The 22682-nt window shown below is 56.1% G+C and carries 21 protein-coding genes and 1 tRNA gene; 15 read left to right on the top strand and 7 right to left on the bottom strand.

Annotation, left to right across the window (positions count from 1 at the left end):
- Positions 1 to 481: 481 nt before the first annotated feature.
- A complete protein-coding gene (locus BJF97_RS20870) occupies positions 482 to 736 on the bottom strand; it encodes a hypothetical protein (RefSeq protein WP_004852922.1) in 255 nt (84 codons plus the stop codon).
- Positions 737 to 1406: 670 nt separating this feature from the next.
- Between BJF97_RS20870 and BJF97_RS20865 the strand changes: the two genes are divergently transcribed.
- Positions 1407 to 1742, top strand: coding sequence for a lysozyme inhibitor LprI family protein (locus BJF97_RS20865; RefSeq protein WP_014230292.1), 336 nt, complete (start codon positions 1407 to 1409; stop codon positions 1740 to 1742).
- A gap of 81 nt (positions 1743 to 1823) precedes the next feature.
- On the opposite strand, the gene BJF97_RS20860 is transcribed toward BJF97_RS20865, so the two are convergent.
- Both BJF97_RS20860 and BJF97_RS20855 read right to left on the bottom strand, forming a co-directional pair.
- Positions 1824 to 1895: transfer RNA gene (locus tag BJF97_RS20860), tRNA-Arg, on the bottom strand.
- A 74-nt stretch (positions 1896 to 1969) separates the two neighbouring features.
- Positions 1970 to 2866 (bottom strand): formate/nitrite transporter family protein, encoded by an 897-nt coding sequence (locus BJF97_RS20855; protein WP_032694845.1) that lies wholly within the window; start codon positions 2864 to 2866, stop codon positions 1970 to 1972.
- A 257-nt stretch (positions 2867 to 3123) separates the two neighbouring features.
- Here BJF97_RS20855 and mlaA point away from each other — a divergent pair, with 257 nt between their 5' ends.
- Positions 3124 to 3885 (top strand): phospholipid-binding lipoprotein MlaA, encoded by a 762-nt coding sequence (gene mlaA, locus BJF97_RS20850; protein ID WP_014230289.1) that lies wholly within the window; start codon positions 3124 to 3126, stop codon positions 3883 to 3885.
- Positions 3886 to 3947: 62 nt separating this feature from the next.
- Here the strand turns inward: mlaA and fadL are convergent, their stop codons facing one another.
- Positions 3948 to 5312, bottom strand: coding sequence for a long-chain fatty acid transporter FadL (gene fadL, locus BJF97_RS20845; RefSeq protein WP_014839142.1), 1365 nt, complete (start codon positions 5310 to 5312; stop codon positions 3948 to 3950).
- A 371-nt stretch (positions 5313 to 5683) separates the two neighbouring features.
- On the opposite strand from fadL, the gene BJF97_RS20840 reads away from it, so the two are divergent.
- The 4 genes from BJF97_RS20840 to sixA all read left to right on the top strand — a co-directional run bounded on the left by BJF97_RS20840 (position 5684) and on the right by sixA (position 10277).
- Positions 5684 to 5968 carry a YfcZ/YiiS family protein gene (locus BJF97_RS20840; RefSeq protein WP_014230287.1) on the top strand — a complete coding sequence of 95 codons (285 nt, stop codon included), beginning with the start codon at positions 5684 to 5686 and terminating at the stop codon, positions 5966 to 5968.
- 159 nt (positions 5969 to 6127) lie between these two features.
- A complete protein-coding gene (fadI, locus tag BJF97_RS20835; RefSeq protein ID WP_032694844.1) occupies positions 6128 to 7438 on the top strand; it encodes an acetyl-CoA C-acyltransferase FadI in 1311 nt (436 codons plus the stop codon).
- Positions 7438 to 9582 carry a fatty acid oxidation complex subunit alpha FadJ gene (gene fadJ / locus BJF97_RS20830; RefSeq protein WP_032694843.1) on the top strand — a complete coding sequence of 715 codons (2145 nt, stop codon included), beginning with the start codon at positions 7438 to 7440 and terminating at the stop codon, positions 9580 to 9582. The genes fadI and fadJ overlap by 1 nt, the downstream gene beginning before the upstream one ends.
- Positions 9583 to 9791: 209 nt before the next feature.
- Entirely contained in the window at positions 9792 to 10277 is a 486-nt protein-coding gene (gene sixA / locus BJF97_RS20825; protein ID WP_014230284.1) for a phosphohistidine phosphatase SixA, read from the top strand.
- A 19-nt stretch (positions 10278 to 10296) separates the two neighbouring features.
- Here sixA and smrB read toward each other — a convergent pair whose 3' ends face one another.
- A complete protein-coding gene (smrB, locus tag BJF97_RS20820) occupies positions 10297 to 10848 on the bottom strand; it encodes an endonuclease SmrB (RefSeq protein WP_004123257.1) in 552 nt (183 codons plus the stop codon).
- Positions 10849 to 11015: 167 nt separating this feature from the next.
- Between smrB and prmB the strand changes: the two genes are divergently transcribed.
- Genes prmB through BJF97_RS20790 form a run of 6 tightly spaced genes read left to right on the top strand, consistent with a single transcriptional unit; the run spans position 11016 to position 15566 of the window.
- On the top strand, positions 11016 to 11948 hold the full coding sequence (gene prmB / locus BJF97_RS20815) for a 50S ribosomal protein L3 N(5)-glutamine methyltransferase (protein WP_009652591.1): 933 nt from the start codon (positions 11016 to 11018) through the stop codon (positions 11946 to 11948).
- A 37-nt stretch (positions 11949 to 11985) separates the two neighbouring features.
- Positions 11986 to 13074 carry a chorismate synthase gene (gene aroC / locus BJF97_RS20810; RefSeq protein WP_014230282.1) on the top strand — a complete coding sequence of 363 codons (1089 nt, stop codon included), beginning with the start codon at positions 11986 to 11988 and terminating at the stop codon, positions 13072 to 13074.
- Positions 13075 to 13899, top strand: coding sequence for a penicillin-insensitive murein endopeptidase (mepA, locus tag BJF97_RS20805; protein ID WP_014230281.1), 825 nt, complete (start codon positions 13075 to 13077; stop codon positions 13897 to 13899).
- Positions 13899 to 14708, top strand: a complete 810-nt coding sequence (locus BJF97_RS20800; RefSeq protein ID WP_014230280.1) for a sulfite exporter TauE/SafE family protein — start codon at positions 13899 to 13901, stop codon at positions 14706 to 14708. The genes mepA and BJF97_RS20800 overlap by 1 nt, the downstream gene beginning before the upstream one ends.
- The gene (locus tag BJF97_RS20795) at positions 14708 to 15256 is read left to right on the top strand and encodes an elongation factor P hydroxylase (RefSeq protein WP_014230279.1); all 549 of its coding nucleotides are present in this window, start codon (positions 14708 to 14710) and stop codon (positions 15254 to 15256) included. The genes BJF97_RS20800 and BJF97_RS20795 overlap by 1 nt, the downstream gene beginning before the upstream one ends.
- Before the next feature lie 31 nt (positions 15257 to 15287).
- Positions 15288 to 15566 (top strand): YfcL family protein, encoded by a 279-nt coding sequence (locus tag BJF97_RS20790; protein WP_014230278.1) that lies wholly within the window; start codon positions 15288 to 15290, stop codon positions 15564 to 15566.
- A gap of 54 nt (positions 15567 to 15620) precedes the next feature.
- Here BJF97_RS20790 and mnmC read toward each other — a convergent pair whose 3' ends face one another.
- Positions 15621 to 17609 (bottom strand): bifunctional tRNA (5-methylaminomethyl-2-thiouridine)(34)-methyltransferase MnmD/FAD-dependent 5-carboxymethylaminomethyl-2-thiouridine(34) oxidoreductase MnmC, encoded by a 1989-nt coding sequence (gene mnmC, locus BJF97_RS20785; RefSeq protein WP_032694852.1) that lies wholly within the window; start codon positions 17607 to 17609, stop codon positions 15621 to 15623.
- Positions 17610 to 17767: 158 nt separating this feature from the next.
- Here mnmC and fabB point away from each other — a divergent pair, with 158 nt between their 5' ends.
- Together fabB and BJF97_RS20775 are read left to right on the top strand one after the other, a co-directional pair.
- Positions 17768 to 18985, top strand: a complete 1218-nt coding sequence (gene fabB, locus BJF97_RS20780) for a beta-ketoacyl-ACP synthase I (RefSeq protein ID WP_014230276.1) — start codon at positions 17768 to 17770, stop codon at positions 18983 to 18985.
- Between the two features lie 204 nt (positions 18986 to 19189).
- Entirely contained in the window at positions 19190 to 20365 is a 1176-nt protein-coding gene (locus BJF97_RS20775) for an MFS transporter (protein WP_032694842.1), read from the top strand.
- 39 nt (positions 20366 to 20404) lie between these two features.
- On the opposite strand, the gene flk is transcribed toward BJF97_RS20775, so the two are convergent.
- The gene (gene flk, locus BJF97_RS20770) at positions 20405 to 21364 is read right to left on the bottom strand and encodes a flagella biosynthesis regulator Flk (RefSeq protein WP_032694841.1); all 960 of its coding nucleotides are present in this window, start codon (positions 21362 to 21364) and stop codon (positions 20405 to 20407) included.
- Positions 21365 to 21487: 123 nt separating this feature from the next.
- On the opposite strand from flk, the gene pdxB reads away from it, so the two are divergent.
- On the top strand, positions 21488 to 22624 hold the full coding sequence (gene pdxB, locus BJF97_RS20765; protein ID WP_070082978.1) for a 4-phosphoerythronate dehydrogenase PdxB: 1137 nt from the start codon (positions 21488 to 21490) through the stop codon (positions 22622 to 22624).
- Positions 22625 to 22682: the final 58 nt, after the last annotated feature.

The raw sequence follows: 22682 nt of genomic DNA, 5'->3' as shown, positions 1-22682 counted from the left end.
CAAACTTTGATATTGGCATGTCATGTTGAATCTGGTCAGAATATTATCTCTAATGCATCTTATCAGCTTTCCTGTAATAATTAAATGTATCGCGGCTAAAAAAATCCGCAGTACTCATTATCCTTGTGATGAATTAATGACTTTTAATTATTTTGTTGGTGCATTGAATTTCCAATAATTATATGAAATTACTAATAATGCAGGAGGCGATATTGAGTCAAAAGGCTGATGATTCATCGAAAGCGGAACCTGCTTGAAAATCCTCGGATAGACGATGCGGCTGGTGAACGGACAGAAGAGGGATCGCCATGGGTCAGGCCTGTATCGTGTCAATGCTTGTTTTGATGCGGGCTCGTGTGCAAAGAATCCTGCTATATCTGCCATAAGCAAAACAGAATTTCCCTTGCTGGAATCGGGCTTGCGTACTGTGCGGAGCATATTTGTGAAAGTACGGTGGGGTTATACCCCCACCGTACTGTTTTTACTTTTTCACTGCGTTTTTGGCCGCAGTTTTTGCGTTGTCGCAGGCTGCCTGGTTTTTAGCACAGGCGTCTTTGGCTGCTTTTGCTTCTTTCTGCGCATCCGCTTTTGCCGTGGACTTTGCCTGGGCGCACTGCGTCGCGTTATTCTGGCAGGCTGACTTAGCTTTTGAAACGACCTGACCATTTGCCGCGCTGGCAGCGCCACAAGCCATAAGCGCACAGATACCCAGTGCCATTGCGAGTTTTTTCATCATATCTATCCGTATAACCAATTTAGGTAAGGCAACAGGCTGTCCGCAAGTCCCGTACAGAACCCGATTCTTGTCGCAGACATCCTGCCGCAATATGAAGCGGATGGCTGAGAAGATAGCTTTTCATCCGCCATAAACCGCCGGACGCGCTGCTTTTAAGCAACGCTGATACTGAAAGAACAGCAGTTCAGCGCATCCGGCAGCGGGAAGAATACGTGACGTCAGGGATTTATCTACCGGCATTGTTTTGCGAATCGTAACGCAGGGAAACAATCAACAATGATAACTACTGTGAATGTTAAAATTTAATATATGTAATTGATTTTAAATGGAATTGAATTTATATATGGAATATCAGGCCAGACATAATTATGAAAAGCGTTACGGTAGAAAAATTTTTTCCCTCTCTGGCAAGCGATACCGTGACCCGCGTTGATGCAATTCTGACCGATACTTCAGCCAGGCTGTGGGGCGTTTTATCGTCGGGAAAAAAGATTTTGCGGAAGGCGCGCGGCTAACCCAATGGGAGCCTTAAGGTGGATTAACTATAATTATCGACAGCACGGATAGTTCAGAGCGTCAGTGTGTCAAAAGCTTACGCTGGGCTTCGTAGCGAGGGGCACTCGTTATAAACGGGTAGCACAAATGGCGGGAGTGCGGAAATGGAGCGCGTATGAAGATAAGAGAAGTACTGATGACTATTGCTGTGCTGTATCCGATAGCGGGGTATTCCGCGAGTTTTGATTGTCAGAAAGCGACGCAGGCGGATGAAAAGGCTATCTGCGCTAACCGGAGCCTGAACGATATGGACGTGGTGATGGCGACGAAGTATGAGTTTCTGCGGGGGCTTTTTCCAATGGGGACGCGTGGCGAGATGATGGATGCACAAAAAACATGGCTCCATAGCCGGCAGAAATGCGGCAGCGACAGCCGTTGTTTGACGAAATCATACGAAGACCGGCTACAGCAACTTGATGAGATCTATGCAGGAATCGATAAACCTCTGTGATTCATCTGCTTCGGGGCTGGCGTTGTTCTGCGGTGGTGATGATTAAACGAATGCTGTGAACGGAGGTGAATAATTCAAAAGTGTCCCCTGCAGGAATCGAACCTGCAACTAGCCCTTAGGAGGGGCTCGTTATATCCATTTAACTAAGGGGACGAAGCGCCGGGATTATAGCGTTATTTTCGGCGCTCGTTAAGCTTGTACAGGCCAACTGCTTAATCTATAGCCATTTAGCGCTTTTTGGCCTCCTCGGCTGCACGAGCTTTCTTCTCATGACTCATGTCATTGCGAATCTGGGCATGGCTTAGTAAAGCGAAAATAAAGGTCCCGCCGCATATGTTGCCGGCAAGCGTTGGCAGAGCAAAAGGCCAGATAAATTCCTGCCACGGTAGCGTCCCGTTAAATACCAGGTAGAAAATCTCGACGCTGCCAACCACAATATGCGTGGTGTCCGCGAGGGCGATAAGCCAGGTCATCAGAATGATGACGACAATCTTTGCAGAACCTGCGGCAGGAAACATCCACACCATGGTGGCGACCAGCCAACCGGAGATAATCGCATTGGCAAACATCTCCAGCGGCGGGTTTTGCATGACCTTCAGGCTAATTTTAAGAAAGGCTTCGCGAGTGGGCTCATCGAACACAGGCATAACATCGAACGCCCAGGCCGCGATAGCGGTCCCGATTAAGTTACCTGCCAGCACAATCCCCCATAAACGTAACAGCAGGCCGATGTTGCCTGGCGTGGGTTTATGCATAATAGGCAGGACGGCGGTGACGGTGTTCTCGGTAAACAGCTGTTGGCGAGCGAGAATGACGATCACAAAACCAAAGGTATAACCAAGATTTTCCAGCAAGAAGCCGCCGGGAAGTTCGTTCAGATGGACATGGAAGATACCTTTGGCGACCAGCGAGGCCCCCATTGAAAGCCCGGCGGCAATCGCTGACCATAATAGCGCCATGGCATCGCGTTCGAGCTCTTTCTCGCCCTCCTGGCGAATCACTTCATGAGTGGCCATCGCCTGTGAAGGCAGGCGTTCTTCATCAACCTCAATTTCTTCACCATTCTGCTTTTCTTCACTCTCTACTTCAACATCCTCATTATCATGGTGAGTTTGCGGTTTCATAACTTTTCCTCAACGGCGGGTCTTTATTATAATCCTAGAGCGGTTTCGGCTGTTCGGGTCGGATAAGCTCCTAAATTCTTCACAATGACAAGATTAGCAATACGGAAATTGCAAAATGTGTATAGAATCGGGACACCAACAATGATGCTAAAAAAGGCTATGCTGAAAGCAGGCACATGCTTACGGGCGATATCTTTATGGAGGCAGCTGTCCCCCGATAACCCCCAGCGATAGCTTAAATTAACAGGGAGACACCTATGAATTTTCGCCTGTCGGCGCTTGCGCTTGGCGCCACATTGCTGGTGGGATGCGCCAGTTCGAGTTCTGGCGATCGGCCGCAGGGGCGTTCAGATCCGCTTGAAGGCTTTAACCGTACCATGTTCAACTTCAACTTCAACGTTGTCGATCCCTATGTCCTTCGCCCCGTCGCGGTGGCGTGGCGTGATTACGTTCCGCAGCCGGCGCGTAACGGGCTGAGTAATTTTACCAGCAACCTCGAAGAGCCGGCGGTAATGGTGAACTCCTTCCTGAAAGGCGATCCCTATAAAGGAATGGTGCATTTTACGCGTTTCTTCCTGAACACCATCCTTGGTATGGGTGGCCTGGTTGATGTGGCCGGGATGGCGAATCCGAAACTACAGCGCGTTGAGCCTGCCCGCTTCGGTAGCACGCTGGGTCACTATGGCGTCGGCTATGGTCCATATGTGCAACTGCCTTTCTACGGCAGCTTCACCCTGCGTGATGAGGGTGGCGATATGGCTGATGACCTGTATCCGGTTCTTTCCTGGCTGACATGGCCGATGTCTATCGGCAAATGGATGGTTGAGGGCGTTGAAACGCGCGCGCAGCTGCTGGATTCAGACGGCTTGCTCCGTCAGTCCTCCGATCCGTATATTTTAATGCGTGAAGCCTACTTCCAGCGTCACGACTTTATCGCCAACGGCGGTAAACTTTCCCCGAATGAAAACCCGAACGCGCAGGCGATTGAGGGCGATCTCAAAGATATCGATTCACAGTAACCGACGGGTAGAAAGTAAAAAGGGTGAACATCATGTTCACCCTTTTTTGTGGCTTCACATTATCAGAAACGGTAGTTGAAGTTCGCGCCGTACAGCCAGGCTTTACCTTCTGATTTAAAGGTATACGGCCCTTCTGTAAATTCAACGTGCTGACCGTGCATATAAGACACACCGACGTCGACTGAGGCATCTTTATTAAAGGCGTAAGTCGTACCGGCGCTGAGCCACAGGCGATCCTGGTCCGGAATAGAGATAGAGCGATTGGAAGCCGGGACCGGGCTATCATCAAAGGCGATACCGGTACGGAAGGTCCAGTTATCGTCGTGGTAATAGGTCGTACCCAGCGCGATACGGTAGGAATCTTTAAAACCTTCGTCCTTGTAGAACAGCGTTTCACCACCGCTGGTTTTGGTCGCTTTCAGCTCCTGGAACTGGCTCCAGCTGGTATAGGCAAGGCTGTAGTGAACGGCCCATTTTGGCGCCACGCGGTTATAACCTGATACTTCCCACATTTCTGGCAGATTCAACGTCAGAGAACCGCCAATCGTGGAGCCGCCGGTGCCGTACGGCAGGCCCAGGCCCAGAGCGGAGTTGATGGGGTTGAGGGAAGACGGCAGGCTGCTCTTGTAATCCCCGTCAAAATCAACTTTGACTTCAGAGCGGTAGGTTAAGCCGTAGCGGTTGTTTTTATCGACTTCATATAAAATACCGGCATTCCAGCCAAAGCCCCATTCATCACCCTTCAGACGAGCAATTTGGGTGTCGCGGCTGATACCGCCGGCCTGTTGACCGATGGCCGCAGCCTGAGCCGGGGAGAGTTTGCCGGCTTTCACCATTCCCGGTAGCTGTGCGCCGATAATTTCCGGTAAATCACCCGCATAGCGCTCTAATTTTGCTCGAGCGTACACGGCGTCAAAGCCCAGACCAAAACTCCAGTGGTCGTTGAGACGATAAGCGCCGCTCAGGTTCAGGTTAAGCGTTTCGAGATCGGTGGTACCGCCCATCGAGCCCGCGGCAAAATCGTTGTTGAACTCGGTGGCTAAACCATAGTTAGAGGTCAGGGAAGCTCCCCAACCGAACTGGTCGTTAATCGGCGCCACGAAGTGCAGATTTGGCACCCATGCGGTAGGCGCAATATTGTCCTGGCTGGCGTCATTACCGATAACTGAACTACCGGTGACGTTGACATCAGGGTCGACGAAAATAGCGCCGCCGGAGAAGGTTGGACGGTCGAACATCATGATTAACGCCGGGTTACGACTGGCGTTTCCCGCATCATCAGCAATAGCGCCTTCACCTGAATAGGCGCGACCAAGGCCCGATGAAGAGAATTCGTTTAGCTGAAAGCCTGCTGACCAGGCCTGGGTTGAAACGAGTGCTACAGCCACTGCAAGGGCAGATTGGGTAAGGCGGGTTTTCTGGCTCATGCCCATAACCTCATAGAGTTATTTTTATTTAAACAATGTTACATGCTGTAACAGGAGCGCGAAGTGTAGGGTCTGCTTTACGACAGAGAAATCAGACCAGTGCGCTGAGTATAGGTCTGACCAGATGATATGTTGCAAGTTTGTTTATAAGTTTTTTCAATTGTGATCTAAGAAACGCGATCCAGTTGGCAAATTTGCCCGGGTACCTGTTACCCAAAGTAGGCGCTTTTTGTTTTGGATCATTTTTAAGTGTGATTTCGGTCACTTATCCCGTTTGTCGCCATTAACGACTGGAGGCAGGCATGCCCGGGGCGTAAAATACGCACATTATTTGTCTGGCACCTTGAGTGCATATACAGAGGAAATCTACGATGAGTAAATGCAGTGCTGATGAAACCCCGGTTTGCTGCTGTATGGATGTTGGCACCATTATGGACAACACCGATTGCACCGCCTCTTATAGCCGCGTGTTTGCGAACCGTGCCGAAGCCGAAGAAACGCTCGCCGCATTAAGCGAAAGAGCGCGTAACGTTGAATCAGAGCCGTGCAAAATCACCCCGACCTTTACCGACGTTGATGGTGGCGTGAAGCTGGATATCGATTTCGTGTTCAGCTGTGAAGCTGAAACCCTGATTTTCCAGCTCGGCTTGCGTTAATCCTTCCCTTAATGCCCCTCATGGCAGGGGCGTTACCTTTTCTAATCAATGTGTTTTGGCTCCCACTTTTTCGGTTCCCCGATTGGCTTAATGTAAAATATTAGTTAAAACTGTTATCAGGTCAGACCACTTTGTTTTATCGGTTAACAGGGGAGCGTTATGAGTCAGGCATTACCGCTAGTCACCCGCCAGGGCGATCGTATCGCGATAGTCAGCGGTTTACGTACTCCGTTTGCCCGACAGGCGACGGCTTTTCACGGCGTGCCGGCCGTTGATTTAGGTAAGCTGGTGGTCGGCGAAATGCTGGCTCGCAGCAACATCCCCGCGGACATAATAGACCAGCTGGTATTTGGCCAGGTGGTGCAGATGCCGGAAGCGCCGAACATCGCCCGGGAAATTGTGCTGGGGACCGGCATGAGCGTGCATACCGATGCCTACAGCGTCAGCCGCGCCTGTGCGACCAGCTTTCAGGCGGTAGCCAACGTCGCGGAAAGCCTGATGGCAGGCACTATTCGCGCGGGTATCGCCGGCGGAGCCGACTCCTCTTCCGTATTACCTATTGGCGTCAGCAAAAAACTCGCCCGAACGCTTGTTGATGCCAACAAAGCTCGCACCCTGGGACAGCGTCTGAAGCTATTTTCTCGGCTGCGTTTGCGCGACCTTCTGCCCGTACCGCCAGCGGTTGCCGAATACTCAACCGGCCTGCGGATGGGCGATACCGCCGAGCAGATGGCGAAAACGTGGGCTATCACGCGCGAACGGCAGGATGCGCTGGCGCTGCGTTCACACCAGCTTGCCGCCAGAGCCTGGGAGGAAGGTAAGCTCTCGGCAGAAGTGATGACGGCGTACACGCCGCCGTTCCGTGAACCGCTGGAACAGGATAATAATATTCGTAAAAATTCAACCCTGGCGGATTACCAAAAGTTACGCCCGGCCTTCGATCGTCAACACGGGAGCGTAACCGCCGCGAACAGTACGCCGCTAACCGATGGAGCGGCGGCGGTGATCCTGATGACCGAATCCCGGGCTAAAGAGCTGGGCCTTGTTCCGCTGGGCTATCTGCGAAGCTACGCTTTCACCGCGATTGATGTTCGCCAGGATATGCTGCTGGGCCCGGCGTGGTCGACGCCGCTGGCGCTGGAAAGAGCGGGGCTGACGCTGGCTGATTTGACCCTGATTGATATGCATGAAGCTTTTGCCGCGCAAACGCTGGCCAACCTGCAATGTATGGCCAGCGATCGCTTTGCCCGCGAAGTGCTTGGCCGCTCTCAGGCTACCGGGGAAGTGGACGAGAGCAAATTTAACGTGCTTGGCGGCTCGATTGCCTACGGTCATCCCTTTGCCGCCACCGGCGCGCGGATGATTACCCAAACGCTGCATGAACTGCGGCGGCGCGGCGGCGGATTTGGTCTGGTCACCGCCTGCGCGGCGGGTGGGTTGGGTTCAGCGATGGTTCTGGAGGCCGAATAATGGAAACCGTATCGGCATTTGCGCTTGAGGTTCGCCCGGACAATATCGCCGTCATCACCATTGACGCGCCCGGTGAAAAAATGAATACCCTGAAAGCTGAGTTCGCCAGCGAGGTACGGGGGATCATCCGCCAGATCCGCGACAATAAGGAACTGCGCGGCGCGGTGTTTATCTCGGCAAAAGCGGATAACTTTATCGCCGGGGCGGATATCAATATGATTGCCCGCTGCCATTCCGCGCAGGAAGCGGAGGCGCTTGCCCGTCAGGGTCAGCAAATCATGGCCGAGATCCACGGTCTGTCGATTCCGGTGATTGCCGCTATCCACGGCGCATGCCTGGGCGGCGGCCTTGAGCTGGCGCTGGCCTGCCACGGGCGGGTATGCAGCGATGACGATAAAACCCGGCTTGGCCTCCCGGAAGTTCAGCTGGGGCTGCTGCCCGGCTCTGGCGGAACTCAGCGTCTACCGCGATTAATTGGCGTCAGCGGCGCGCTGGAGATGATCCTGACCGGTAAGCAGCTTCGCCCGCGTCAGGCCCTGAAGGCAGGGCTGGTTGATGAGGTGGTGCCGCAGACTATCCTGCTGCAAACCGCGATTGAACTGGCGCTCAAAGGTCGCCCGGCAAGCCGCGCTGTTCCGGCGCGCGAACGTATTCTCGCAGGCCCGCTTGGCCGCAGCCTGCTGTTTCGTCTGGTCGCGAAAAAGACGCATCACAAAACCCAGGGGAACTACCCGGCAACTGAGCGCATTCTGCAGGTGATTGAAACCGGACTGGCGCAGGGCTGCAGCAGCGGATACGCCGAGGAGGCCCGCGCTTTTGGCGAGCTGGCGATGACGCCGCAATCGCAGGCGCTACGGTCGATTTTTTTCGCCAGCACCGATCTGAAAAAAGATCGCGGCGCGGATGCTGATCCCGTCGCGCTGCGCAGCGTGGGCATTCTGGGCGGAGGACTCATGGGGGGCGGTATCGCTTACGTCACCGCCTGCAAAGGCGGATTACCGGTACGCATTAAGGACATCCAGCCGCGCGGGATAAATCACGCGCTGAAGTACAGCTGGGATCTGCTCGATAAACAGGTGCGTCGCCGCTATCTGCGCGCCAGCGAGCGCGATCGCCAGATGGGGTTAATATCCGGTTCGCTGGATTATCAGGGATTTGCACATCGCGATGTGGTGATCGAAGCGGTGTTTGAAGACCTTACGCTCAAGCAGAAGATGGTCAGCGAAGTTGAACAGCACTGCCGCCCGGAGACGATCTTTGCTTCTAATACGTCGTCTTTACCGATCGGCGAGATCGCGGCGCATGCAAGCAGGCCGCAGCGGGTCATCGGGCTTCACTTCTTTAGCCCGGTAGACAAAATGCCGCTGGTGGAGGTGATTCCACATAGTGGTACGGATCGGCAAACAATTGCGACGGCGGTTAAGCTGGCGAAACTGCAGGGTAAAACGCCGATTGTCGTCGCCGATAAAGCGGGCTTTTATGTTAACCGCATTCTGGCCCCCTACATAAATGAAGCCATGCGCCTGTTGATGGAAGGCGAGCCGGTAGAGCATATTGATAACGCTTTGGTTAAATTCGGTTTTCCGGTTGGCCCTATTCAGCTCCTTGATGAAGTGGGAATCGATACCGGTACCAAAATTATCCCGGTGCTGGAGGCCGCATGGGGAGAACGTTTTAGCCCGCCTGCAAACATCATTAGTTCGATTCTGAATGACGATCGCAAAGGGAGAAAAAATAACCGGGGTTTCTATCTTTATGCGGCAAAAGGGCGTAAAAGCAAAAAACGGCCCGATCCTGCAATCTACGCTTTACTGGGTATTTCCTCACCGCAGGCGCGCTTGTCCGCGCAGCAGGTGGCGGAACGCTGCGTGATGATGATGCTTAACGAAGCGGCGCGCTGCTTCGATGAGCGAGTGGTTCGCAGCGCCCGCGATGGTGATATCGGCGCCGTATTTGGCATTGGTTTTCCGCCGTTTCTTGGCGGCCCGTTCCGCTATATGGATACCCTGGGAGCGGGGGAGGTCGCCGCGATATTACAGCGCCTGGCTGCTCAGTACGGCCCGCGTTTTACACCATGTGACACTTTGTTACACATGGCCGAGCAGGGGGCGACCTTTTGGCCCGCTGAGGAACGTACGACCTAAGTTGTGGTCAAAGAAGGTAAATCCGGTAATGAACGGCGCTGCGCTTTGGCGATTTTGTAAGCAATAGTTGACTATACTTACGCCATTGAGGTAAAAAACAGCGTTTCATTCGTTGAATGGATCAGGCACAATGCCCGGCCACCGGGTCACCTGCGTATCGTCTACGTGGGTAAGACCGCGGTGCTTCTGGTTAACAAAAGCGGTGCAATATGCAAGTTTTTATCATGCGTCACGGCGACGCTGCCCTCGATGCAGCCAGTGACTCGGTTCGTCCATTAACCGTCTGCGGTTGCGATGAGTCTCGTCAGATGGCTACCTGGCTGAAAGGTCAAAAAGTGGATATTGAGCGGGTTCTTGTGAGTCCCTACCTGCGTGCAGAACAGACGCTGGAAATTGTTGGGGAGTGCATGAATCTGCCAAAAGATGTCGACGTGATGCCGGAACTCACGCCGTGCGGCGACGTTGGCATGGTTAGCGCTTATCTGCAGGCGCTGGCGAATGAAGGTGTGGCGACGGCGCTGGTCGTGTCTCACCTCCCTCTGGTGGGGTACCTCGTCTCAGAGCTGTGCCCGGGGGAAACTCCCCCGATGTTCACCACTTCGGCGATTGCCTGCGTCACGCTTGATGCCAGCGGCAAAGGCGAATTCAACTGGCAAATGAGCCCCTGCAATTTGAAGATGGCGAAGGCTATCTGATACCCTCCGGGGCTGACGTTTACGGAAGCTCCGGCGGTTGCCACTCTTCTACTTCAATCAGTACCAGCAGTGCGGCGTCTCCGCCGTACTCTTTTGGTGCCTGATGAAACGCCATAATATGCGGGTGCTGGGCCAGCCACAGCGGCGTTTGCTGTTTAAGAATATGCTTTCCATGCCCGTGCATCACGCAGGCGCAGAATACGTGCTCGCGACGGCAGGCGGCAATCAAGGCCCCCAGTTCCTGCTTGGCCTGCTGCTGGGTTAAACCGTGCAGGTCGAGAAACAGCTCCGGCGAATAATCACCCCGACGCAGCTTTTTCAGCTCAAAATGGCTGACGTCCGAGCGCACATACTTAACCGACCCTTCGGTATTCAGCAGCGGCTGAAACTCATCGGAAAAATAGTGGCTGTTATCCGCCTGCTCCTGGAGCAGCCGCTTGGGCGGTACTTCAGCGATTTTTTTACGCTGCGGGCGATGAACGATGGTGTCCTGCTTAATCTGACGCGTGCCGGTCATCAGCTGCCGGAACAATGCCTGATCCTCCTCGCTTAGCGATGTTTTCTTTTTCATTATCTGATCTCATTTTTTCTTTGTCGGTAGTTTACCCGACTCGCCACGCATCCAGGCAAGGAAAACCTATTTTTCCCCCTCCGCCTGACGTAAGAATGCTGATTTATCCCCGTCTTCGTGGCAAACTAGCCGCCGAATTTATAGCAGAGCGTGCCCTGGGGGATAGCGTGGATAAAATTTTTGTTGATGAAGCCGTGAATGAGCTTCATACCATTCAGGACATGCTGCGTTGGGCGGTAAGCCGCTTCAGCGCTGCAAATATCTGGTACGGACACGGCACCGATAACCCGTGGGATGAAGCCGTACAGCTGGTGATGCCTTCGCTGTATCTGCCGCTTGATATTCCGGAAGATATGCGTACCGCGCGTCTGACTTCCAGCGAAAAACATCGCATCGTTGAGCGCGTCATTCGCCGTATTAACGAGCGCATTCCGGTCGCTTATTTGACCAACAAAGCCTGGTTCTGCGGCCATGAGTTTTACGTCGATGAACGCGTGCTGGTGCCGCGCTCGCCGATTGGCGAACTCATTAACAACCATTTTTCCGGCCTGATTGACCACTATCCGCAGCACATCCTTGATATGTGCACCGGCAGCGGCTGTATCGCTATCGCCTGCGCTTACGCTTTCCCGGAAGCGGAAGTCGATGCGGTGGATATTTCCCCTGACGCGCTGGCCGTTACCGAGCAGAACGTGGAAGATCACGGCTTAATTCATAACGTTACGCCGATTCGCTCCGATCTGTTCCGCGATCTGCCGAAGGTGCAATACGATCTGATCGTGACCAATCCGCCGTACGTCGATGAAGAAGATATGTCCGACCTGCCGGGTGAATATCGCCATGAACCGGTCCTGGGGCTGGCTTCCGGTAGCGATGGTCTGAAGTTAACCCGCCGGATCCTCGCCTGCGCGCCGGATTATCTCAGCGATGACGGTATCCTGATTTGTGAAGTCGGTAACAGCATGGTACATCTGATGGAGCAATATCCTGACGTGCCATTTACCTGGCTGGAGTTTGAAAACGGCGGCGATGGCGTCTTTATGCTGACTAAACCGCAGCTGATTGCCGCCCGCGCGCATTTCGGTATTTATAAAGACTAAAACAACACGCAAACATAACGACAAAAACGGAGCCGTGATGGCAGGAAATACAATTGGACAACTCTTTCGCGTCACGACGTTCGGCGAGTCGCATGGCCTGGCGCTGGGCTGCATCGTTGACGGCGTGCCGCCAGGCATTCCGCTAACCGAAGCCGATCTCCAGCACGATCTCGATCGCCGTCGTCCGGGAACCTCACGCTATACCACCCAGCGCCGCGAGCCGGACCAGGTGAAGATCCTCTCCGGCGTATTCGAGGGGGTGACCACCGGGACCAGCATTGGCCTGCTGATTGAGAATACCGACCAGCGTTCTCAGGACTACGGCGCCATTAAGGACGTTTTCCGCCCGGGACACGCTGACTACACCTACGAGCAGAAATATGGCCTGCGCGACTATCGCGGCGGCGGTCGTTCCTCTGCGCGTGAAACCGCCATGCGCGTGGCCGCAGGGGCGATTGCCAAGAAATTCCTCGCCGCGAAATTTGGTATTGTGATTCGCGGTTGCCTGACCCAGATGGGCGATATCCCGCTGGCGATAAAAGCGTGGGATCAGGTAGAGCAGAACCCGTTCTTCTGCCCGGATCCGGACAAAATCGAAGCGCTTGATGAACTGATGCGCGGCCTGAAAAAAGAGGGCGACTCCATCGGGGCGAAGGTCACCGTGGTGGCCGATGGCGTACCGCCGGGACTGGGCGAGCCGGTATTCGACCGTCTGGATGCCGATATCGCGCACGCGCTGATGAGCATCAATGCGGTGAAGGGCGTGGAAATTGGCGATGGTTTTGAGGTGGTGAAGCTGCGCGGCAGCGAAAACCGCGATGAAATTACCAAAGCGGGCTTCCAGAGCAACCACGCGGGCGGCATTCTCGGCGGCATCAGCAGCGGTCAGCAGATCGTGGCGAATATCGCGCTGAAGCCGACCTCCAGCATCACCGTCCCGGGTCACACGATCAATCGCTTTGGCGAAGAAGTTGAGATGATCACCAAAGGGCGTCACGATCCTTGCGTCGGTATTCGTGCGGTACCTATTGCCGAAGCGATGCTGGCGATCGTGTTAATGGATCACTTTATGCGTCAGCGCGCGCAAAATGGCGACGTGACGACATCAATTCCACGCTGGTCATAGATGAAAAACACCGTTATCGCACTGCTGGCGCTCCTCGCCAGCGGTACCAGCCTGGCGGCGACGCCGTGGCAGAAAATTACGCAGCCCGTTAGCGGCAGCCCGCAGTCCATTGGCGCGTTTGCCAATGGCTGTATCGTTGGCGCGCAGGCGCTGCCGTTAAACGCCACTGGTTATCAGGTGATGCGTACCGATCAGAATCGCTACTTCGGCCATCCGGACCTCGTGCAGTTTATTCAGCGTCTGAGCAATCAGGCGCACAATAAAGGCATGGGAACGGTGCTGATTGGCGACATGGGTATGCCGGCCGGCGGGCGCTTTAACGGCGGCCACGCCAGCCATCAGTCCGGACTGGATGTCGATATTTTTCTTCAGCTGCCGCAGGCGCGTTGGAGTTCAGCTCAGCTGCTGAAGCCGCAGGCGCTGGACCTGGTGGCCCGCGACGGCAAACGCGTAGTGCCGTCGCTGTGGAGCCCGCAAATCAGCCAGCTGATTAAGATGGCGGCGCAAGATAGCGACGTTACGCGTATTTTCGTCAACCCGGCGATTAAGCAGCAGCTGTGCCTGGATGCCGGTAGCGATCGCGACTGGCTACGCAAAGTTCGCCCATGGTTCCAGCACCGAGCGCATATGCACGTGCGCCTGCGCTGCCCGGCCGACAGCCTCGAGTGTGAAGACCAGGCTCCGCCTCCGGCGGGCGATGGCTGCGGTGCGGAATTGCAAAGCTGGTTTGAACCCCCTAAGCCAGGATCAACCCCTCCTGTTAAGAAGACGCCGCCTCCGCTGCCGCCTTCCTGCCAGGCGCTACTGGATGAGCATATTCTTTAATGGATAGTTTTATCGACGTTTTTATGGTGTCACCGACGGTACTGGTCGTACTGTTTTTCGTGGCCATTCTGGCGGGATTTATCGATTCACTGGCGGGCGGCGGCGGGTTATTGACCGTCCCGGCCCTGATGGCGGCGGGTCTTCCCCCTGCGCAGGCGCTGGCCACCAACAAGCTGCAGGCCTGCGGCGGGTCGCTGTCCGCTTCGCTTTATTTCATCCGCCGCAAGGTGGTGAATCTTGCCGACCAGAAGCTCAATATTCTGATGACCTTTCTCGGCTCGACGGGCGGCGCGCTGCTGGTCCAGCACGTCCAGTCCGATATTCTCAAGCAGATACTGCCAATCCTGGTTATCGGCATTGGCCTCTATTTTCTGCTGATGCCGAAGCTCGGCGAAGAGGACCGGCAGCGACGTCTGTACGGTCTGCCGTTTGCCCTGGTGGCTGGCGGCTGCGTCGGTTTTTACGACGGTTTCTTTGGTCCGGGCGCCGGATCGTTTTACGCGCTGGCTTTCGTCACCCTCGCGGGGTTCAACCTGGCGAAATCGACCGCGCATGCAAAATTGCTTAACGCGACGTCTAACGTTGGCGGCCTGCTGTTGTTTATTATTGGCGGCAAGGTGATATGGGCTACCGGCTTTGTGATGCTGGCCGGGCAATTTATCGGCGCCCGCGCGGGATCGCGGCTGGTGCTGAGCAAAGGACAGTCACTGATTCGACCGATGATCGTCGTGGTGTCGGCGGTGATGAGTGCAAAACTGCTTTATGACAGCCATGGACAGGAGTTCCTCCAGTGGCTGGGGATGAACTAATGAACAGCACGCATAAATATGAACAGCTGATTGAAATTTTCGACGGCTGTTTTGCTGAAGATTTTAATACCCGTCTGATTAAAGGCGATGACGAACCGATCTATCTTCCGGCAGATGATGACGTGCCTTACAACCGTATCGTCTTTGCCCACGGCTTTTACGCCAGCGGACTGCACGAGATATCGCACTGGTGCATTGCCGGGAAGGCGCGACGTGAGCTGGTAGATTTCGGTTACTGGTACTGTCCGGACGGTCGCGACGCGATGACCCAGTCTCAATTTGAAGACGTTGAGGTGAAGCCTCAGGCGTTTGACTGGCTGTTTTGCGTGGCGGCAGGATACCCATTTAACGTCAGCTGCGACAACCTGGAAGGGGATTTTGAGCCCGATCGGATCGCTTTTCAGCGGCGCGTGCATGCCCAGGTAATGACCTATCTGGAGCAGGGGATCCCTGAGCGTCCCGCGCGTTTCATTCAGGCGCTGCAAGAATATTACCAAACGCCGCCCTTGACGGCAGAACAGTTCCCGTGGCCGGAAGACCTGCACTAAGGCCACACTTTACATACTATGAGGAAAGAAGATGATCGCGGAGTTTGAATCACGCATTCTGGCGTTAATTGATGATATGGTCGACCACGCCAGTGATGACGAACTGTTTGCCGGCGGTTATCTGCGCGGCCACCTGACGCTGGCGGTGGCCGAGCTGGAAGGAGAGGGCGAGCATACTGCGCAAGCGGTACATGACAAGGTATCCCGGAGCCTGGAAAAAGCCATCAGCGCGGGCGAACTGTCGCCGCCGGATCAGGTTCTGGTGCAGGAAATGTGGAACAGTTTGTACCAGAAGGCGATGCAGAAATAGCTCTGCCCTCCGCCAAAGCCCGGCATTCGCTCAGCCGGGCTCTATTTCCCGCAATTATTTCACCGCTTTCCCTTTCAGCAGTTTTCTTACCCACAGTCGGTTAGGATTCAGCGCCGCCAGCGTTTCTTTATCCATGGGTAATGGCTCATTGCTCATTTGCGACGCCAGAATTTCAGCCGCCAGCGGCGCGGAGCACAGGCCGCGCGAGCCCAGAGCTCCCAGCATATACAGGTTGCGGTAAACCGGCGCTTCTCCGGCCTGCTCCTGACGTTCAGCCAGCGAGGCATATTCGCGTAAGGTGGCCTCATAATCAGGCACGTTGCCGACCATCGGCAAATGATCGCGGGTTGCGCAGCGCACGCCGCTGCGGGCCTGATTAGCGCTTACGTCTACCTCCCGCGTCCATTCCGCCTGCGGGAAACAGTCAATCAGGCGCTGACGATTCTGCTGCTGATCCTCGGCGCTAAACGCGGCCTCTGCCTGTCCGCGGTGGTAGCTTGCGCCAATGCAGTGTTGCTGATTATGCGGGTTTTGCGGCGTCAGGTAGCCGTTGTAGCACAGGACCTGGCGCAATTTCGATAGCCCTGGCGTCGTCGGAATATGGCTAACCTGACCGGCAACCGGGTACATGGGAAGATGCTCCGTCTGGCTAAAGCGGGTCAGCTGATGGCCGTTGGCCAGCACCACGACCTCGTGGTACTGCCGCTGGTTTAATTGCCAGCCGTTGTTGTCTGCGCTGAGCTCCGTGACCGGATAATCGTAGCGCACGCGCAATCCGCGAGTGGCGGCGAGGGCCAGTAGTTCAGCGGTTAACTGCTGCGGACAAAGCCAGCCGCCGGCAGGATAGGCGATGCCCCCGCAGCCGGTTTCCACACCGGTTTGTTGCGCAGTGGTTCGGGCGTCCACGGCGACGGCGATTTCCGGCGGCAGGTTAAGCGCAATCATCTGGGCGATTTTCTGCGCGCTTTTCGTATCCCAGCCCAGCTGCGTCACGCCGCACCAGTCATGATCGAACATCACCGGCAGAGCGTCATACAGGCGGCGGGCGAAAGTAAATGCCGCCGGGAAGAAGCGGGCCAGGGCGGCATCGTGCTGGCTGAGCAGCGGATAGAGCGCGCCCTGGCGGTTTCCGGATGCGCCTTCAGCCGGCGCGCTGTCGGCGCAGTATAACGTTACCTGCCATCCGCGGCGCAGCAGCGCCAGCGCGAGCAGGGCGCTGGCGATCCCCCCGCCGATAATCGCGGCATCGCGCTGTTCCGTACCGCTGCGGGCAAACCACGGCGCGCGCGCGGGGATCTCCGGCGTTTCACGCATTTCGCCGGTCAGCATTTCGCGCTTGCGGCCAAAACCCTTGCGCTTCTGCATGCTGAAACCGGCCTCCTGCAGGCCGCGGCGCACAAAGCCGGCGGAGGTGAAGGTGGCCAGGGTACCGCCGGGTCTTGCCAGACGAGCCATCGCCGCAAACAGCTCCGCCGTCCACATGTCCGGATTTTTTGCCGGGGCAAAGCCATCAAGAAACCAGGCGTCCACCTGCTGATTAAGCGAATCATCGAGCTCGTTGGTCAGTTCATTAATATCGCCAAACCACAAATCCAGCGTGACCCGCCCTTCATCCAGCAGCAGACGATGGCAGCCCGCGATGGGCAGAGGCCACTGCGCCTGCAGCTGCTCGGCCCAGGTTGCAAGCTCCGGCCAGCGCTGGTGAGCAAGGCGCAGGTCCTCCGCTTTCAGCGGAAATTTTTCGAAACTGATGAAATGTAATCTTTGCAGGGTAGCTTCTGGTTTATCGCGGTGAAAAACGTCAAACGCCTGCCACAGCGTGAGGAAATTCAGGCCGGTACCGAACCCGCTTTCGGCAACCACAAAGAACGGACGTGCATGCTCAGGGAAGCGTTCCTTGAGCTGGTTTCCGTCGAGGAAAACGTAGCGCGTCTCTTCCAGACCGTTGTCATTGGAAAAGTAGACATCGTCAAAATCTCGGGAAACAGGTGTACCCTCAGCGTTGAATTCCAGGTTGGCGGGTTGTATGGCGTTTTGTTTCACGTAAGTTACTCGAATCACAAGGCGTAGAACGATCTTAACGATGTGTGCCTGAGGGCGCAAATTTATACACAAATTGGCTGATCGGACTTGTTCGGCGTACAAGTGTACGCTATTGTGCGACTCGAAACTTAATATAGTGCGACTTACAGAGGTATTGAATGAAACGTGCAGTGATTACTGGCCTGGGCATCGTTTCCAGTATTGGTAATAACCAGCAGGAAGTCCTGGCATCTCTGCGTGAAGGACGCTCCGGGATCACTTTCTCTGAAGAGTTTAAAGATTCAGGAATGCGCAGCCACGTATGGGGCAACGTCAAACTGGACACCACCGGCTTGATCGACCGTAAAGTGGTTCGTTTCATGAACGATGCCTCTATCTATTCCTATCTTTCCATGCAGCAGGCAATTGAAGATGCTGGCCTGAAAGATGAAGTCTATCAGCAAAACCCGCGCGTGGGCCTGATTGCCGGTTCTGGCGGTTCTTCTAAATCTCAGGTTTTCGGCGCTGATGCAATGCGCAGCCCGCGCGGTCTGAAAGCGGTTGGCCCCTACGTGGTGACCAAAGCGATGGCGTCCGCGGTATCCGCTTGCCTTGCAACACCGTTCAAAATCTACGGCGTGAACTACTCCATCAGCTCCGCCTGTGCGACTTCCGCCCACTGCATCGGTAACGCTGTTGAACAAATCCAGCTGGGCAAACAGGACATCGTGTTTGCTGGCGGCGGCGAAGAGCTGTGCTGGGAAATGGCGTGTGAATTCGACGCGATGGGCGCGCTGTCCACCAAATACAACGAAACGCCAGAAAAAGCGTCTCGTACCTATGACACCCACCGTGATGGTTTCGTTATCGCGGGCGGCGGCGGTATGGTTGTGGTTGAAGAGCTGGAACATGCTCTGGCGCGCGGCGCGCACATCTATGCTGAAATCGTTGGCTACGGCGCAACGTCCGATGGCGCAGACATGGTTGCCCCGTCCGGTGAAGGCGCGGTTCGCTGCATGAAGATGGCGATGGACGGCGTTGACACACCGATTGACTACCTGAACTCCCACGGTACTTCTACTCCGGTAGGCGATGTGAAGGAGCTGGGGGCGATTCGTGAAGTCTTCGGTGATAACAGCCCAGCGATCTCCGCGACCAAAGCGATGACCGGCCACTCCCTGGGCGCCGCTGGCGTACAGGAAGCTATCTACTCCCTGCTGATGCTGGAACACGGCTTTATTGCGCCGAGCATCAACATCGAAGAGATGGACGAGCAGGCCGCCGGCCTGAATATCGTGACCGAGCCGACCGAACGCGCGCTGACGACCGTGATGTCTAACAGCTTCGGCTTTGGCGGGACTAACGCCACGCTGGTCATGCGCAAATACCGCGCATAACGAACACGCTTTACAAGGGGAGCCAACGGGCTCCCTTTTTTGTATTCTTGACAGACCCCCGGGAGAAAAGGCAAACTCCTGGCACAACATTATTCTCTCAGATAATGCGTAAGCGTTTAACGTCATCCAACGCGCCTTAACCCTGATAATCAGGTGGAGAGGGCGTGGTCTCACCTCGCCTTACTCTGCGAACTGGAGTAAAGCATGTCCGCAGTCACTGAAACAAAACGCACTCCTTCAGCGAATGGTTCGCTGTTTCGGATCACGTTCGCCGTTTTTCTCACCTATATGACCGTCGGCCTGCCGCTACCGGTTATCCCTTTGTTTGTCCATCAGGAACTGGGATTTGGCAATACCATGGTTGGCGTCGCCGTCGGTATCCAGTTTCTGGCGACCGTATTAACCCGCGGCTATGCCGGCCGCCTTGCCGATCAGTACGGCGCCAAACGCTCTGTCCTGCAGGGGATGTTGGCCTGCGCGCTGGCGGGGGGCGCCTGGCTGTGCGCCGCGCTGCTGCCGGTGCCGGTCATGGCGAAGTTTGGCCTGCTGGTGCTTGGCCGTCTGATCCTGGGTTTTGGTGAAAGCCAGCTGCTCACCGGTAATTTAAGCTGGGGGATGGGGCTGGTGGGGCCCATGCGCTCCGGTAAAGTCATGTCGTGGAACGGTATGGCGATATACGGCTCTCTGGCGGCCGGGGCGCCGCTGGGGCTGCTGATCTACAGCCATTACGGCGTCGAGGCGCTGGCCTGCGTCACCATGGTGCTGCCGTTAGTGGCCTGGGCGATTAACGGCACGGTGCGTAAAATTCCTGCTCACGGCGGCGAGCGGCCGTCGCTGTGGAGCGTGGTGGGAATGATCTGGCGGCCCGGTATCGGTCTTGGCCTTCAGGGCGTCGGCTTCGCGGTAATTGGCACATTTGTCTCTTTGTATTTCGCCAGCAACGGCTGGGCGATGGCAGGTTTTACGCTGACCGCGTTTGGCGGGGCGTTTGTCCTGATGCGCGTACTGTTTGGCTGGATGCCGGACCGCTTCGGCGGGGTGAAAGTGGCCATCGTTTCGCTGCTGATTGAAGCGATAGGCCTGGCGCTGCTCTGGCAGGCGCCCAATGCCTGGATCGCGCTGGCGGGGGCGGCGCTCACCGGCTGCGGATGCTCGCTTATCTTCCCGGCGCTGGGCGTCGAGGTCGTGAAGCGGGTACCGCCGCAGGTACGAGGAACGGCGCTTGGCGGCTATGCCGCGTTTCAGGATATCTCTTACGGCGTCACCGGCCCGCTTACCGGGCTGCTGGCGACGTCGTTGGGCTACTCTTCCGTCTTCCTGGCCGCGGCAATATGCGCCGTGCTGGGGATCCTGGTTAGCCTGGTGTCGCTGCGTAAGTAGCGCTTCATTCGGCCCGGCATGCGGGCCGATGATATCTCCTTAAATCACCAGCCACAGCAGGGCAAGCACCACGATAGCTGCCAGCGCGATAACCCACGGTTTTTTCAATACCAGCCACGGTGAGGCGGGAGGCGCCTGAACCGGCGGGATCGCCAGCGTCTCCTGGGCTCTGGCGACCCTGAGCACGAAAATTTTGTTGAGCAGCGTCAGCAGCTGCGCCGCGCTGAGCGGCGTTTGCGCCGTCGCGTGCCAGTGGGTTTGGGCAAAATCCATCACTCTTTGCCATTCCGCGGCTTCAAGCGGCTGTTTTAATGCGGCCTGCAGCGAGGTCAGCGTCGGCGCAGCCTGCGAACTGAGCGTTTGCCGCGCATGTAGCCAGTACGAGAGGGGAGTGAAGTGGGTCGCCGGGATCAACTCTCCGCTCTTGACGCCGCTTAGCTCCAGCATGGATTGCCAGATAAGCTTGCTGGACTCGCCGGTGGCCGCCGCGAGTCTGGTCACCTGCTGATTGAGCGTGTTGTGCTCCGCGGGCAGCAGCGGACGATGCGTTGGCGGGCGCTGCTGCGGCTGAGGAATCGAGAGCTGGCCGCTTTGCAGGAGCTGCAGAACATTCTCCAGCTGCGGCTGGGACAAGGCATGCAGGGCGGTTTGACCGTCATGCTGACGAATATAATCGCTGACCGCCTGGCGATTGTTGCCCTGATTCAGCAGCTCGCTCAGCTGCGCCAGGATTTGCCGACGGTGATGATTTTGCTGGGCGAGGATTAGGCGCTGGTTCAGGCTGTTCTCGGCGGCGGCAAAATGGCTTGCCAGCAGCGGCGCGTCGTTTTTCAGGCTCAGATCGTGTTTTACGCAGGCCCACACTTCCGCATTTTGCTGGGATGTTAAAGCCACCAGGCGCGTAATGAGCCGCTCTAGCGCGGTACGCTGCTGAGTGGTGAGCGGAGGTTCGCCTGAGCCCGGAGGGCGATCGGACATACCTGAAACGGGTTGCGTCATGATTAATCCTTTGCGTATTGCTGTACTAAATTACTGTACTAAGGGCCGGGTGGTGATGTTCCTGGCGGGCAGATTATGGCACACTTCCCCGGTTTACTCTCGCTCTCAGACAGGTACTGAACCGTGAAAATCCTCGTTGATGAAAATATGCCCTATGCGCGCGAGCTTTTTAGCCGCCTGGGGGAAGTGAAGGCCGTTGCAGGTCGCCCTGTCCCGGTTGAAGCGCTGAATGACGCCGATGCGCTGATGGTGCGATCCGTCACCAAAGTTAACGAAGCGCTACTTTCTGGCAAAGCGATCAAATTTGTTGGCACCGCGACGGCGGGTACCGATCATGTCGATCAGGCGTGGCTACAGCAGGCGGGAATCGGTTTTTCCGCGGCGCCGGGCTGCAACGCTATCGCGGTGGTGGAATATGTGTTTTCTGCGCTGCTCATGCTGGCCGAGCGTGACGGTTTTGCGCTGGCCGACCGTACCGTCGGGATCGTGGGCGTCGGCAACGTGGGCGGGCGTCTGCAAAAACGCCTTGAGGCGCTGGGAATCAAAACGCTGCTCTGCGATCCGCCGCGCGCCGATCGCGGCGACGAGGGGGATTTCCGCTCCCTTGACGAGCTGGTGCAGGACACGGACATTTTGACGTTCCATACCCCGCTCTATAAGGAAGGGCAGTACAAAACGCTGCACCTGGCGGATGAGGCGCTGATTCGCCGCCTGAAGCCGGGGACGATTTTAATCAACGCCTGCCGTGGTCCGGTGGTGGATAACGCCGCGCTGCTGCAGCGGCTGCAGGCCGGGCAGGCATTAAGCGTGGTGCTGGATGTCTGGGAGCCGGAGCCGGATCTGAATACCGAATTGCTCAAGCGGGTGGATATTGGTACGCCGCATATTGCCGGCTATACCCTTGAAGGCAAAGCGCGCGGTACGACGCAGGTTTTTGAGGCCTACAGCGCGTTTATTGGTCATCCACAGCAGGTGGCGCTGGACACGTTGCTACCGGCGCCGGAGTTTGGCCGCATTACGCTGCACGGGCCGCTCGATCAGGCAACGCTAAAACGGCTGGCGCATTTGGTGTATGATGTGCGCCGCGATGATGCGCCGCTGCGAAAAGTCGCGGGCGCTGCGGGCGAGTTCGACAAACTGCGCAAAAATTATCAGGAACGCCGTGAATGGTCTTCGCTGTACGTACAGTGCAGCGATGCGCAGGCGGCGACGCTGTTGCGCCAGCTGGGCTTTAACGCCGTTCATCATCCTGTTCGTTAATATCATCTTAATGCTCCTGCTGGATAATCCGGCAGGGCCGCTTTTTTCTGGAGTACAC

This window comes from Klebsiella sp. LTGPAF-6F (genome assembly GCF_001753185.1).
Classification (GTDB): Bacteria; Pseudomonadota; Gammaproteobacteria; order Enterobacterales; family Enterobacteriaceae; genus Klebsiella; species Klebsiella michiganensis.
Note: the sequence above shows the minus strand (reverse complement) of the source record. Positions and strands in the feature narration are given on the sequence as shown.

Bases quoted from the DNA above. Each gene is read 5' to 3' on its own strand.
- BJF97_RS20790 (WP_014230278.1), top strand. From the start codon at position 15,288: ATGATCGCGGAGTTTGAATCACGCATTCTGGCGTTAATTGATGATATG.
- BJF97_RS20870 (WP_004852922.1), bottom strand. From the start codon at position 736: ATGATGAAAAAACTCGCAATGGCACTGGGTATCTGTGCGCTTATGGCT.
- smrB (WP_004123257.1), bottom strand. From the start codon at position 10,848: ATGAAAAAGAAAACATCGCTAAGCGAGGAGGATCAGGCATTGTTCCGG.
- mlaA (WP_014230289.1), top strand. From the start codon at position 3,124: ATGAATTTTCGCCTGTCGGCGCTTGCGCTTGGCGCCACATTGCTGGTG.
- flk (WP_032694841.1), bottom strand. From the start codon at position 21,364: ATGACGCAACCCGTTTCAGGTATGTCCGATCGCCCTCCGGGCTCAGGC.
- BJF97_RS20800 (WP_014230280.1), top strand. From the start codon at position 13,899: ATGGATAGTTTTATCGACGTTTTTATGGTGTCACCGACGGTACTGGTC.
- BJF97_RS20795 (WP_014230279.1), top strand. From the start codon at position 14,708: ATGAACAGCACGCATAAATATGAACAGCTGATTGAAATTTTCGACGGC.
- aroC (WP_014230282.1), top strand. From the start codon at position 11,986: ATGGCAGGAAATACAATTGGACAACTCTTTCGCGTCACGACGTTCGGC.
- sixA (WP_014230284.1), top strand. From the start codon at position 9,792: ATGCAAGTTTTTATCATGCGTCACGGCGACGCTGCCCTCGATGCAGCC.
- BJF97_RS20855 (WP_032694845.1), bottom strand. From the start codon at position 2,866: ATGAAACCGCAAACTCACCATGATAATGAGGATGTTGAAGTAGAGAGT.
- fabB (WP_014230276.1), top strand. From the start codon at position 17,768: ATGAAACGTGCAGTGATTACTGGCCTGGGCATCGTTTCCAGTATTGGT.
- fadL (WP_014839142.1), bottom strand. From the start codon at position 5,312: ATGAGCCAGAAAACCCGCCTTACCCAATCTGCCCTTGCAGTGGCTGTA.
- BJF97_RS20775 (WP_032694842.1), top strand. From the start codon at position 19,190: ATGTCCGCAGTCACTGAAACAAAACGCACTCCTTCAGCGAATGGTTCG.
- fadI (WP_032694844.1), top strand. From the start codon at position 6,128: ATGAGTCAGGCATTACCGCTAGTCACCCGCCAGGGCGATCGTATCGCG.
- BJF97_RS20865 (WP_014230292.1), top strand. From the start codon at position 1,407: ATGAAGATAAGAGAAGTACTGATGACTATTGCTGTGCTGTATCCGATA.
- mepA (WP_014230281.1), top strand. From the start codon at position 13,075: ATGAAAAACACCGTTATCGCACTGCTGGCGCTCCTCGCCAGCGGTACC.
- fadJ (WP_032694843.1), top strand. From the start codon at position 7,438: ATGGAAACCGTATCGGCATTTGCGCTTGAGGTTCGCCCGGACAATATC.
- BJF97_RS20840 (WP_014230287.1), top strand. From the start codon at position 5,684: ATGAGTAAATGCAGTGCTGATGAAACCCCGGTTTGCTGCTGTATGGAT.